Genomic DNA, 11,974 nt, shown 5'->3' with positions numbered 1-11,974 from the left:
GTGATCGGCCCCGGCTGGCGGTCGCCGGTACGCGGGGGCGGCACGCGCCGGCCGGGCGGGCGCAACCCCGTGCGGCAAGCGGCGCGGCGACCTACCCTGAGCGCATCGACGAACCGGAGGACCGCATGAGCGACGACACCGACCGCGACCTGGGACGCCGCAGCGACGACGACCTGCCCGACGACCGCGCCTACGCCGACAGTGCGCGCGAGCAGGCGCGGCTCAAGGCCGAGCACGACCGCGAGCTCGGCGTCGACCCGTTCTTCGAGGGCGCGAACATCACCGAGAGCGATGGTCCCGACCTCGAGGCGGGCCCCGACCTCGACACCGGCGGCGGGCACCGCACACCCCGCGACTGACGGCACTCGGGCGTACGCGGCATCCGCTCGCCCCCGCCAACCGGGCCGCGCGCAGTGCGCGCCCCGTGTCACGCCGGACACGAATGGTCGGAATGCGCACGGCATTCCGACCATTCGAGTCCGACGCGGCCGGGGCACCGCCCCACGCAGGCGCGCGGGCGCCCGACGAACACGGAGAATCCGCCGGATGCGCGCCCCAGGGCGCCCATCCGACGGATGCTCATGCAGCAGTGCGCGCGGCGCCGAACGCTGCCGCGCCGGCCTCACTCCTCGACGCCGGGCTCCCCGCCGTCGAGCCCGCCGTCGGTGGACTCGCTCATCGGGTCGGCGTTGTCGGGCGCGCCGGGCGTCTCGGGCGACTCGGGGTCGCCGGGCTGCTCGTCGCGGTACTCCTCGTCGGGGACGTTCGTGTCGCTCATCGCTCGCTCCTTCGTGTCCGGGCGTCGGTGCCTCCACCCTCCCGCGTGCGGGGGCGCGCCGTCACCGGGTTGACAGGCGCGCGGGGCCGTCCACGTCCGATTCCCGCGACATCCGCTCGCCCGCCTGCGCCCGCCGCGGGTGAGAATCGACGCATGACCCGCCGACACGCGACGCTGCCGACCGCGCTCGGCGACCTGCTCGTGGTCGCCAACGACGGCGCACTCGCGGGCGTCTACTTCCCCGACCACTGGCATCCGCCGGCCCCGGGCACGCTCGGCGCCGAGGGCGACGCCGCGCGCGACCCGCTCATCGCGCGGTTCGCGGCCGAGCTCGACGAGTACCTCGACGGACGCCGCACCGCCTTCGACCTGCCGCTCGCGCCGGTCGGCGACGACTTCCAGCAGGCGGTGTGGCGGATGCTGCGCGACATCCCGTACGGGCAGACCGTGACCTACGGCGAACTGGCCGCGCGGCTCGGCGACCGCAACCTCGCGCGCCGCGTGGGCAACGCGGTGGGGCGGAACCCGATCAGCATCGTCGTGCCCTGCCACCGCGTCGTCGGCGCCGACGGGTCGCTCACCGGCTACGCCGGCGGGTTCGAACGCAAGCACCGCCTGCTCGAGCTCGAGGGCGCCGCGGTCGTGCAGCGTCGGCTGTTCTGACCCGGCGCACTCCCGGCGCACGAAGCGGCGGACCGGTCGCGATTGCGTCCGGTCCGCCGCGGTTCGGGGAGCTGCTCAGTCCTCGGAGATCTCGGCGACCGTCTCGCCGGTCGCGCCCGCCGAGAGCGATCGGGCGATGTCGGCCTGGCTGATGATGCCGACGAGGTCGTGTCCGTCGATCACCGGCAGACGCCGCACCTGGTGCTGCTGCATCATCTCGAGCGCCTCGCGGATGTCGTCGTCGGCGCCCACCGTCACGGGCTTGCCCTCGGCGAGGCTGCCCGCGGTCACGCTCGACGGGTCGCCGCCGTCGGCGATGCACTTCACGATGATGTCGCGGTCGGTGAGCATGCCCTTGAGGCGGTCGTCGTTACCGCAGATGGGCAGCGCCCCCACGTCCAGGTCGCGCATCTTGCGGGCGGCGTCGACGAGGGTCTCGTCCTCCTTCACGCAGGTCGGGTCGGGCGTCATCAGGTCACGTGCGACGGTCATGGGTACGTCCTCTCTCGTGCTCGTGTCGCCACGGTAGGCACGGGCAGCGGATGCCGCACGGGGGTTGACGCGCCCGGCCCGCCTGCGGCATCCGCTGCTCGTACCCGCAGCGGCACCCGGTGCTCGCCCTGGCCGCGGCATCCGTCGCTCGCCACTCGCCTCGGACGCGATTCGTCGCTCGGCGCGGCCGATTCCGACGATTCACGTCCGCGGAGCGCCCGGAGCGCCACGAGCACCCCGAGAACCACGCCAGCCGCGAGCGCTACGCGACCGGCCGCGACTCCGGGAACGCCCACGACCCGTCGACGACCTCGGCCCGCGGCCGGTACAGCCGCACGACGTAGTTCCAGCCGTCCATGATCCCGAGCCGGTTCGGTCGACCGTCGTCCGGCCCGCCGAAGTGCACCGCGACCGTGCCATCCGCGTTGCGATCGGCCGTGACGCTGTTGACGCTGACGAGCCCGCCGGCGTCCTCGAGGTAGCCGTCGGCGTTGTAGACCGTGACCGACCAGAACGCGTCGACGGGCACGTCGGCGACCGTGAGCGCGTACTCGCCCACCGGCAGCCGCGGCTCGACGTTGACGTAGAACGCCTCCGAGGTCGGCAGCCCGCCCCAGCCCGCCGCCGTGCCGATCAGGTGGTGCACCGGGTCGACCTCGTCGCGCCGCCCGAACGCGCCCGCGAACCCGCCGAGACCGCGGGCGAGGGTCAGCAGCGCCTGCCGCGTCTCGGTGAGCGTGGCCTCGTCCCACTCGGGCATGGCATAGGGCTCAGCGGATGCCGCGTCGAGGGCGAATCCGTCCTGCAGGGCGTTCACGGCCGCGACATCCGCTTCGTCATCGGGGTCGACGAGGATGCGCGCCGCGAGCAGCACGTACCGCGACCCGAGCTCGTCGGCGGAGAGCCGATGCTCGCCCGGTTCGTGCAGCACGAGCGGGATGTAGTGGTCCTCGGTCACGACCATGACCGACAGGTACCGGCCGCCGGAGTCGGAGATCGTGAGCGTCGCACCCAGCGACGCGTCGACGAGGACCGTGCTGTAGAGCGTGTCGCGGTTCTGCCGGATCACCGGCTGGTTGTCGAGCGGAGTGGGCGTGCGGTTGTGCAACCACTGCCCCGTGCCGCCCGCCTGGCCGGCGATGGCCGCGAACATGCGGCTCGTCTCGGCGCGCGCGAAGTTGTCGACGTTGACGTGCTCGGCCATCCGGGTTCCCCTCGATCCGTCGGCGATCCTGCGATCACCATAGCCACGGGCGGGCCCGCTTCGCGAGGGGACGCAACACGCCGCGCGGCCCGCGCGCGCGACGGCGTGTTGCGTCCCTTCGGCGGGCGCGAATGGTCGGGATGGGGCGCGCGGAGCGACCATTCGAGTCCGGCGCGGGGTGAGGTGGGTCCGCGAGGCGGCGGGCCCGTTCGCGAGAGGACGCGACATGCCGCGCGGCTCCCGCGGGCGGCGGCGTGTTGCGTCCCCCGGCGGGCGCGAATGGTCGGTATGGGGCGCGCGAGGCGACCATTCGCGTCCGACGCGAGGGCGGCCGCGCCGGCCTGCGGCATCCGCAAGCCCCATGGTGCGCGCCACGCGCCCGCATAGAGTGACGCGTATGGACGAGCAGGCCGCCCTCGAGGTGACCGCCGCGCGCGCCGTCGAGACCGGCGAGCGCGACCGGGTGCTGTGGTCCGACGCCGACCGCGAGTGGGCGAGCCGCGCGGCCGCCGCGATCGTGGGGGAGCGCGCGAGCGCCGACGCGTTCCTCGCCCGGCGCGCGCAACTCGTGCTCGAGCGCATCGGCACGCGCCAACCGGGCGTGACGCGCACGGTGCGCGGCATCCGTTGGCGCCCGTGGGTGGGCGTCGTCACGGTGCTCGGCGCGTTCGTGCTGGGCGTCGTCGTCGACCGCATCGGCGGCGGGTCGAGCATCAACCTGCTCGCGCCGCCGGTGTTCGCGCTCGTCGCGTGGAACCTCGTGGTGTACGTGTGGCTGCTGCTCCGGCCGGTGGTGCTCCGCGGTGGTGCGGTCGGTCCGGTGCGGGCGGTGCTGATCCGCGCGGCGGCCGTGCGCGGTGCGGTCGACGGATGGCGCGGCGACGGCGCCGTCGCCCGCCGGTCGGTGCTCACCGGCCTGCCCGGCGAGTGGGCGCGCATCGCCGCGCCGCTCTACTCGGCCCGCGCCGCGCGCGTGCTGCACCTGGCGGCCGCGGCGACGGCGCTCGGGGTGATCGCGGGCCTCTACACGCGCGGCCTCGCGTTCGAGTACCGGGCCTCGTGGGAGAGCACATTCCTCGGCGCCGAGCAGGTGCACGCGCTGCTCGCGGTCACGCTCGCGCCCGGTTCGCTGCTCACGGGCATCCCGGTGCCGGACGTCGCCGCGATCGAGGCGATCCGCGCGCCCGCGAGCGAGAACGCCGCACCGTGGATGCACCTCATGGCCGCCACCGTCGTCGCCGTCGTCGTCCTGCCGCGGCTCGTGCTCGCGCTCGCCGCGTGGCTCGTCGAGCGTCGTCGGGCGCGCCGCGTGGCGCTGCCGCTCGGCGACCCGTACTTCCGCCGGCTCGTGTCGGCGTGGGTGGGCGAGCCGACGCCGGTGCGCATCATCCCGTACAGCTACACGCTCGCCGCCGACGCGCGCGCCGGCCTCGAGGCGGTGCTCGCGCGCGCGTTCGGCAACGCAACGGCCGCCATCGAGCGGTCGGTCGCGTGGGGCGACGATCTCGGCGACGCGAGCGGCGGCGGGGCGACGGCGACGGATGCCGCGGGCCCGGCCGGCCTGCGCCTGCCCCTGTTCTCGCTGACCGCGACCCCCGAGGAGGACGCGCACGGGCGGTTCCTCGACGAACTGGGTGGGGTCGCGACATCCGCTCGCCCCGCCGCCCCCGGCCGCCCTGCCGCCCCCGGCCGAGCGGCCGCCGCCCGCTCGGCCGCCGCCCGCCCCACCGACCCCGGCGCCACCACCGTCGCCCTCATCGACGAGTCCCCGTTCCTCACCCGCTGGCCCGACGACCACGCCCGCCGCGAGGCGCGCCGCGCCGCCTGGCGCGAGCTCGTCGAGGCGCACGGCGGCACCGCCCTGTTCGTCGACCTCGCCGACCCCGATCCCGAGCGGGCGGCCGCGCAGCTCGCGGAGGCGGCATCCGTCGACGCACCCCGCCCCGACGGGCGGAGCCGGCGATGACCGCCGCCGACGTGCCGGGCCGCGACGCGGGCGCCGTGTCGCTCTCGCTCATCTCGCACACGAACGCCGGCAAGACCACGCTCGCGCGCACGCTCCTCGGCCGCGACGTCGGCGAGGTGCGCGACGCCCCGCACGTCACCGCCGAGGCGACCCCGTATCCGCTCGTGCAGACCACGTACGGCGACCTGCTCACTCTCTGGGACACGCCCGGCTTCGGCGACAGCGTGCGCCTCGTGCGCCGTCTGCGGCAGGACCGCAACCCGATCGGCTGGTTCCTGTCGCAGGTGTGGGACCGCTACCGCGACCGCGCGCTGTGGCTCAGCCAGCTCGCGGTGCGCAACGTCGCCGAGCAGGCCGACGTCGTGCTCTACCTGGTCAACGCCGCCGAGGAGCCCGACGACGCCGGTTACCTCGGCCCCGAGCTCGAGGTGCTCGAGTGGATCGGCAAGCCCGTGCTCGTGCTGCTCAACCAGACCGGCCCGCCCCGCGAACCGGCGGTCGAAGCCGCGGATGCCGCGCGCTGGCAGGCCGCGCTCGCCGACCGGCCGCACGTGCGCGGCGTGCTCGCCCTCGACGCGTTCGCCCGGTGCTGGGTGCAGGAGTTCACGCTGTTCGACGCGATCGACGACCTCGTCCCCGACGGGTCGCAGGCGGCCTTCGGGCGCCTCGCCGCCGCGTGGCGCGACCAGCGCATGGACGAGTTCGAGCGGTCGATGGCGGCGCTCGCGGGGCCCATCGAGCGGGCCGCGGCCGACCGGGTCGTGCTGCCGGCCGAGCCGCTCTCCTCGCGCGTCGGCGGGTCGTTCGGGTTGCCGAACCCGGCACGGTCGCAGGCGCGAGCGGATGCCGCGGAGCGGATGTCGGCCCGACTGCGCGACGACCTGCGGGCGAGCACCGACGAGCTCATCGCCATCCACCGGCTCGAGGGGCGCGCGACCGACGCGGTGCTCGAGCGCGTCGCCGACGACGTGCACGTCGATGCGCCGCTCGACGAGGGCCGGACGGCCGCGCTCGGCGGCGTGGTCTCCGGGGCGCTCACCGGGCTCGGCGCCGACCTCGCCGCGGGCGGGCTCACATTCGGCGCGGGCATGGTCGCGGGCGCGATCGTCGGCGCGTTGGGCGGCGCGGGCCTCGCGCGCGGCGTGAACGTGTACCGGGGCCGCAGCGACGCCAGCCTGCGTTGGGAGGACGCCTTCCTCGACGGACTCGTGACGTCGTCGCTGCTGCGGTACCTGGCGGTCGCGCACTACGGCCGCGGGCGCGGCGCCTGGACGGAGGGGGAGTACCCGCCGTTCTGGCGCGAGCTCGTCGTCGAGGCCGTCGTCGCCGAGCAGGAGCGGCTCGCGGTCGTGTGGGCGCAGACGCGCGAGTCGGCCGGGTCGCGCGGCGACGACGAGCGGATGCGGCAGGAGCTCGAGGCGGTGCTCCGGTCGCTCGCGCTCGGCCTGCTCGACCGCCTCTACCCGGGGGCGCTCCGCGAGGTCGAGTTCAGGGGCTGAGCGGCGTCGGGGCGGCGCCCGCCGCCCGCGAGCCGCGGCATCCGTCGACGCGCGGGCTTGCTCAGGATGCGCGGCGGGATGCCGCCGGGCCGGTGCTCCACAGCGCCCAGGCGACGAGCACCGGCTGCAGGAACAGTCGCAGGAACCGCGCCCGGTCGGTCCGCATGAACGGCACCGATCGCCCGCTGCGCCAGTGGTGCACGTTGCCCGGGAACACGGCGACGAAGAACGCGGCGACCGCGGCGCCGACCGTGCGACGCTCGCGCGCCGGGGCGACGGCGGTCGCGGTGCCCAGCAGGATCTCCGCGATGCCCGACGTGACCACCACGACGTCCTTCCCGGCGCGGTCGGATGCCACCCAGTCGGGCACCGCGATGCGGAACCCGCGGCGTCCCCAGCTCAGGTGCGCGACCCCGGCGAAGACGAGCAGGCCCGCGAGCAGCCAGCGCGCGACGGTGCGGACGACCGAGGGGCGGGCGGGGCGGGCGGGAGGGCCGGCAGGGCGGCGACGGCGGGGCATCGCCCCAGTCTCGCAGGCGGCCGCTGCGCCGCAGCCGCAGCCTGCCCGAATGCAGCAGGATCCGCGTCACAGCGCCCCAGTGGCATCCGTCGCCCGGATTCTCATGCATCGCGGCGCGCGCGGACCCGCGTGGGTCAGTCGAGCGGCTTCTCGAACCAGAAGTCGGCGTAGCGCTCGCCGTTGAAGTCGTCGATCTCGACGTACCCGTTCGCGCGGTACAGCGCGATCGCCTCGGTGAGCGTGCGGTTCGTGTCGAGGCGAACGGATGCCGCGCCGAGCCGCCGCGCGGCCGCCTCGACCTCGCGCAGCAGCCGTGCCCCGAGCCCGATGCCGCGCGCGTCGGGCGAGACCCAGAGCCGCTTGATCTCGGCGTACTCGTCGCCGTGGCGCCGCTTCACCCCGACGCATCCGACCGCGGTGCCGTGCAGGAACGCGACGAGGAACGCGCCCTGCGGCTCGCGAAACTCGTCGTCGCTCGTGGGCCGCGACTGCCCCGGGTCGAACCCGACGTCGAACCGCGTCGCGAGCTCGGCGAAGTACGCGTCGATGCTCGCTCGCGCGGCCGGCTCGGCGGGGTCGACGACGCGCACCTCGACGGCCGACGCGGTCATGAGGCGTCGCACCTCGTCCATCGCGTCGAGCAGGCGGGTGCGCTGCCGGTCGGTGAGGGGGTCGAGGATGCCGCGGGCGAGGTCGTCGGATCCGCGGTCGAGTTCGGCGCGCTCCGCGCGGCCGGGCTCGGTGAGCCGCACGACGCGGACACGCGAGTCGTCGGCGGCGGGCTCGACCCTCACGAGCCCGTCGGCCTCGAGCCCCCGGAGCTGCCGGCTGAGGTATCCGGAGTCGAGCCCGAGCCGCTCGCGGAGGTCGCGGAGCTCGGCGCCCTCCGGCCCGGCGGCGCCGATCTCCCACAGCAGGCGCGACTGGCCGAGGGGGCGGCCGCGGGCGAGGTAGTGGTCGTCGAGCGCGCCGATGCGCTCGGTCACGGTGCGGTTGAACTCGCGGACCCGGGTGATGCCGTCCATATCTCTGACTTTAGTCAGAGGATTTGCGGGGATCAAGCACGGGCCTGGCGGACTCAGGGCCCCCACCCGTCCGGGTCTCGGGTCACCACGGATGCCGCGACCGCGCGATCGCGCGACCCTCGACGTATCCATCACCGACGGGCCCTATCCCGCAGCATCCGACCACCGGAGGGATCGAGACCATGGACCTCGCGAACCACCACCTGGCCCAGTCGACGCAGGCCGCCGACGCCCGACACGCCGAACGCGTCAACGAGTACCGACGCATCGCCGCCGAGCGCCGCACCGAGGAGCGCACCACCGCGACCGGCGCCACGACGTCGATCAGGCAGCGGATCTGGCACGCGGTCGTCGAAGCCGCCACCCTGCAGCACTCCCGGGCCCACCGCCTGTCGCACTGAGCGGCCGCGCACGCGACGCGGCACCGCCGCAACGCGACGCGCCACGGCCCGCGAACGCGAAGCGGGCCCGCTCCGAGTGGAGCGGGCCCGCCGCGTCATCCGCTGACGCCGGTCGCCGGCCTTACGGCTGGACCCCCGGGTTGGTGACGCGCACCGTCATGACGCCGCCGGTCTCCTGCGTGAGCACCGTGACGTCGACGCCGTGCCCGGCGACCTTCACGCCGCCGAGCGGGTTCGACGCGTGGAAGTACGCGTCGACCACGCGGTCGGTGAACGTCGCCGTCTGCCGGTCGTTCGGCGCCGCGGCGCCGACCTGCTGCACGGTCTGCGACTTGCCCTTGCCGACCGTGACCTCCTTGTGGAGCACCACGCCGTCGGCGTCCTGCAGGCCGAAGGTGGCGTCGAGCGGCTGGCGCCGGTTGCTCGGCGCGGTGCCGTCGGCGTAGGTGAACTTCGCCGGCCGGGCGTCCACCGGCAAGGCCAGGCCGTGGCCCGGGTGCTCGATGGTGTTGTTGTCGCTGTACGCCTCGTCGACCGCCCACACGAGCATGCCGTCGGCGAACGGGAAGTGCTCGACCTTGTCGGGCGCGGTGAGTCCGTAGCTGAACTGGTACGGGCCCGTCTGCAGCGTGGTGTCGTAGTCGACGTAGGTCCGGTTCTCGACGAGGTAGTAACGGTCGCCCTCGCTCGTCTCGGTGCCGGTGCTGCGCGTGAACCCGTTCGCGGTCCAGCCGTTGTCGCCCGACTCGACGTCGTCGGCGAACAGCGTGGTGCCGCCGTTCTTCACGACGATGTCGTCGAGGAACGCGCCGGCGTAGTGCACGCCGCCGTCGGTCTGGTAGCGGAACCGGAAGTCGACCTCGCCGCCACCGGGCACGGTGAGCCGCAGGCTCGACCACTTGCCGCTCGTCGAGCCGTCGATGGGCTTGCCGATGCGGATCCAGTCGGTGGTGCCCGCCGGACGGTACTCGGCGTACAGGTAGTCGTAGCCGGCCTCGATGTCGTACCACGCCTTCGCCGTGACCGTCGCCGAGCGGATGCCGGTGAGGTCGAGGCTGCGCGTGAGCGTGGTGTTCAGGTCGTCAGCGCTGCCCGACCACCAGGCGTACGAGCCCGAGGCGGGCGTGGTGTACTCGGTGGTGATGCCCGCGTCGGGGACGTCGACCACGAGCGCCTGCTCCTGGCCGTCGACCTGCCGGGCGGCGGGGCTCAGGGTGAACTCGCCGGACTCGCCCGGCGAGACCACGGCGTAGTCGAGCCAGCCGAGCTGCAGCTTCTCCCACGGGCCCATGTAGTTGGGCTTGTTGCCGATGGAGCCGTCGCCGTCGCCGAGCCACGAGCCGCTCGACATGAGGGTCCAGAACCCGGTCGAGTTCTCGCCGCCCGCGGTGTCGTAGAAGTCGGGCAGGCCGAGGTCGTGCGCGTACTCGTGCGCGAAGACGCCGAGGCCGCCGTTCTCGGGCTCGGTCGTGTAGTCGCCGATCCAGATGCCGGTGTCGCCGATCTGCGCGCCGCCGAACTTCACCTGGGTGCCGTCGACCGTGGGTCCGGTCTTGCCGAAGTCGGTCGAGTTGACGTACCAGCGGTGCGACCAGATGGCGTCCTCGCCCTGGGCGCCGCCGCCGGCGTCCTCGCCCTCGCCGGCGTGCACGGCCTGGAAGTGGTCGAGGTATCCGTCGGGCTCGTCGAAGTCGCCGTCGCCGTCGTAGTCGTAGCGGTCCCAGACGTCGAACTCGGCGAGTTCGGCGCGGATCTCCTCGACCGTCTTGCCCTTGGCGCGCTGTGCCTGGTACCAAGCGTTGCCGGAGTCCTCGACGAACTGCCACGCCCCGCCGTAGTCCTCGACGGAGTTGTCGCCGTAGGTCGACGCGTTGCCGGGCACCTTGACCCACTCGGTGACCGCGCCGTCGACGGTGTAGTTGCCCGCGGACTGCTTGGAGTAGAAGTCGGCGAACGACTCGCCCTCGCCGAAGAAGAGCTCCTCGTAGTATTCGGTGCTGAAGTCCTCGGTCCAGAACGTGCTGTTGTTCTTCGCCGGGTCGGGCTTCGCGATCTGGTTGTGCAGCGGGCCGGGGACGGTGCCGAGCTTGCCGCTGCCCTGCTCGCCGAACTCGGCGAGGATCGTGAAGAGGCGGCCGGTGCCGGTGACGGCGGCCTGGTAGTACTTGTCCTCGGCCAGCTGGACGACGCCGTCCTCGCCGGGGGACGCCTGGCCGGACAGGATGAGCTGCTGCGCGGCCTTGCGCCGCTCGTTCTGCCGCTCGGTCAGGGGGCCGGGGCGGTTGTCGGGTCGTGCCGCGGCGGCGGTCGCCGGCGCGGTGTTCGGGTCCTTCGCGGGTGCGGCGAGGGCGGCGGGGCCGAACGCGGCTCCGGCGACCATCGTCGCGCTCGCTGCGACGGCAGCGAGCAGTCCGCGCGTGCGTGTTCTCACGTGCTCTCCTTCAGGGAATCGCCCGGGGGTCCGGGCAAAGGTGAAGGGAAGCTAACACGCACCCCCGTCCGAGGAGAAGCGTTTCAAGGGTGTTGACTTAACCTCAGCATTCGAGCTGAACGGATGCCGCACTCCGGGCCCCGCGGCTGCCGCCCGTGTTCCCGCGAGGGGGCGCAACACGCCGCGGCCCGCCGGCCCCGCGCGGCGTGTTGCGTCCCCTCGGCGGATCTGGGGGGCGCCACCCCTCGCGCCGCGCGCGACCGTGCCCCATGCTGGGGAGCATGGACTCGCCGGACGCCGTCCCGTCGCACGCCTCGGTCGCCCTCGGGGCGCTCGCCGAACTGGTGCGCGACGCGCTCGCCGCGGCATCCGCCCATCGGGTCGTGATCGGCATCACGGGCAGTCCCGGGGCGGGCAAGTCGACGTTGGCCGACGCGCTCGTCGCCCGACTGAACGAGACGGATGGCGCGGGGCTGGCGGTGCACCTGCCGATGGACGGGTTCCACCTCGCGAACGCGACCCTCGACCGGCTCGGCCGGCGCGACCGCAAGGGCGCCATGGACACGTTCGACGGATGGGGCTTCGCGGCGCTGCTCGCGCGCGTGCGGTCGGAGACCGACCACGTCGTCTACGCGCCGGGCTTCGACCGTCGCATCGACGAGCCCGTCGCGGCTGAGATCGCGATCGAACCCGACGCCCGCATCGTGGTCGTCGAGGGCAACTACCTGCTCGTCGACGAGGAGCCGTGGCGGCAGGTCGACGAGCTCGTCGACGAGGCGTGGTTCGTCGAGGCGACCGAGGAGGATCGGCTCCGCCGGCTCGTCGCCCGGCACACCGAGTTCGGCCGGACCCCCGAGGCGGCCCGCGCCTGGGCGGTCGAGGTCGACGGCGCGAACGCCCGGGTCATCGAGCCGACGGTCGCACGCGCCGACGTCGTGGTCTCCGGCGCGACCTGGGACGTCGCGGTCAGCGGCTGACACGCGCCCGTCGTCGGC

General features: G+C 74.2%; 12 protein-coding genes. 6 read left to right on the top strand and 6 right to left on the bottom strand.

Features of this window, described 5'->3' with window-relative positions; all coding sequences use genetic code 11:
• Nucleotides 1-125: 125 nt before the first annotated feature.
• On the top strand, nucleotides 126-359 hold the full coding sequence (locus RH861_RS11780; protein WP_310521119.1) for a hypothetical protein: 234 nt from the start codon (nucleotides 126-128) through the stop codon (nucleotides 357-359).
• 263 nt (nucleotides 360-622) lie between these two features.
• On the opposite strand, the gene RH861_RS11775 is transcribed toward RH861_RS11780, so the two are convergent.
• Nucleotides 623-778 carry a hypothetical protein gene (locus RH861_RS11775; protein WP_157356673.1) on the bottom strand — a complete coding sequence of 52 codons (156 nt, stop codon included), beginning with the start codon at nucleotides 776-778 and terminating at the stop codon, nucleotides 623-625.
• A 153-nt stretch (nucleotides 779-931) separates the two neighbouring features.
• Between RH861_RS11775 and RH861_RS11770 the strand changes: the two genes are divergently transcribed.
• Nucleotides 932-1,441, top strand: a complete 510-nt coding sequence (locus tag RH861_RS11770) for a methylated-DNA--[protein]-cysteine S-methyltransferase (protein ID WP_310521118.1) — start codon at nucleotides 932-934, stop codon at nucleotides 1,439-1,441.
• Between the two features lie 75 nt (nucleotides 1,442-1,516).
• Here RH861_RS11770 and RH861_RS11765 read toward each other — a convergent pair whose 3' ends face one another.
• On the bottom strand, nucleotides 1,517-1,933 hold the full coding sequence (locus RH861_RS11765; protein WP_310521117.1) for a CBS domain-containing protein: 417 nt from the start codon (nucleotides 1,931-1,933) through the stop codon (nucleotides 1,517-1,519).
• Between the two features lie 262 nt (nucleotides 1,934-2,195).
• Nucleotides 2,196-3,137: a DUF1214 domain-containing protein gene (locus RH861_RS11760; RefSeq protein ID WP_310521116.1), complete on the bottom strand. Its 942-nt coding sequence runs from the start codon at nucleotides 3,135-3,137 to the stop codon at nucleotides 2,196-2,198.
• A gap of 397 nt (nucleotides 3,138-3,534) precedes the next feature.
• Here RH861_RS11760 and RH861_RS11755 point away from each other — a divergent pair, with 397 nt between their 5' ends.
• Together RH861_RS11755 and RH861_RS11750 are read left to right on the top strand one after the other, a co-directional pair.
• Complete coding sequence (locus tag RH861_RS11755) at nucleotides 3,535-5,103, top strand: DUF2868 domain-containing protein (RefSeq protein WP_310521115.1); 1,569 nt, start codon at nucleotides 3,535-3,537, stop codon at nucleotides 5,101-5,103.
• Nucleotides 5,100-6,602: a DUF3482 domain-containing protein gene (locus RH861_RS11750; protein ID WP_310521114.1), complete on the top strand. Its 1,503-nt coding sequence runs from the start codon at nucleotides 5,100-5,102 to the stop codon at nucleotides 6,600-6,602. Before RH861_RS11755 ends, RH861_RS11750 begins: the two co-directional genes overlap by 4 nt.
• A 61-nt stretch (nucleotides 6,603-6,663) precedes the next feature.
• On the opposite strand, the gene RH861_RS11745 is transcribed toward RH861_RS11750, so the two are convergent.
• Nucleotides 6,664-7,122: a DoxX family protein gene (locus RH861_RS11745; RefSeq protein ID WP_310521113.1), complete on the bottom strand. Its 459-nt coding sequence runs from the start codon at nucleotides 7,120-7,122 to the stop codon at nucleotides 6,664-6,666.
• A 134-nt stretch (nucleotides 7,123-7,256) separates the two neighbouring features.
• Nucleotides 7,257-8,147, bottom strand: a complete 891-nt coding sequence (locus RH861_RS11740; protein WP_310521112.1) for a bifunctional helix-turn-helix transcriptional regulator/GNAT family N-acetyltransferase — start codon at nucleotides 8,145-8,147, stop codon at nucleotides 7,257-7,259.
• Nucleotides 8,148-8,329: 182 nt separating this feature from the next.
• Between RH861_RS11740 and RH861_RS11735 the strand changes: the two genes are divergently transcribed.
• Nucleotides 8,330-8,548 (top strand): hypothetical protein, encoded by a 219-nt coding sequence (locus tag RH861_RS11735; protein ID WP_310521111.1) that lies wholly within the window; start codon nucleotides 8,330-8,332, stop codon nucleotides 8,546-8,548.
• Nucleotides 8,549-8,669: 121 nt separating this feature from the next.
• Here RH861_RS11735 and RH861_RS11730 read toward each other — a convergent pair whose 3' ends face one another.
• Nucleotides 8,670-10,979, bottom strand: coding sequence for an immune inhibitor A domain-containing protein (locus tag RH861_RS11730; RefSeq protein ID WP_310521110.1), 2,310 nt, complete (start codon nucleotides 10,977-10,979; stop codon nucleotides 8,670-8,672).
• A gap of 281 nt (nucleotides 10,980-11,260) precedes the next feature.
• Here RH861_RS11730 and RH861_RS11725 point away from each other — a divergent pair, with 281 nt between their 5' ends.
• Nucleotides 11,261-11,956 carry a nucleoside/nucleotide kinase family protein gene (locus RH861_RS11725; RefSeq protein WP_310521109.1) on the top strand — a complete coding sequence of 232 codons (696 nt, stop codon included), beginning with the start codon at nucleotides 11,261-11,263 and terminating at the stop codon, nucleotides 11,954-11,956.
• The last annotated feature ends 18 nt before the right edge of the window (nucleotides 11,957-11,974 follow it).

Origin of the sequence: Agromyces indicus (assembly GCF_031432295.1) — a bacterium.
Lineage (GTDB): Bacteria > Actinomycetota > Actinomycetes > Actinomycetales > Microbacteriaceae > Agromyces > Agromyces indicus.
This window is presented reverse-complemented; position numbering and strand designations above follow the sequence as displayed.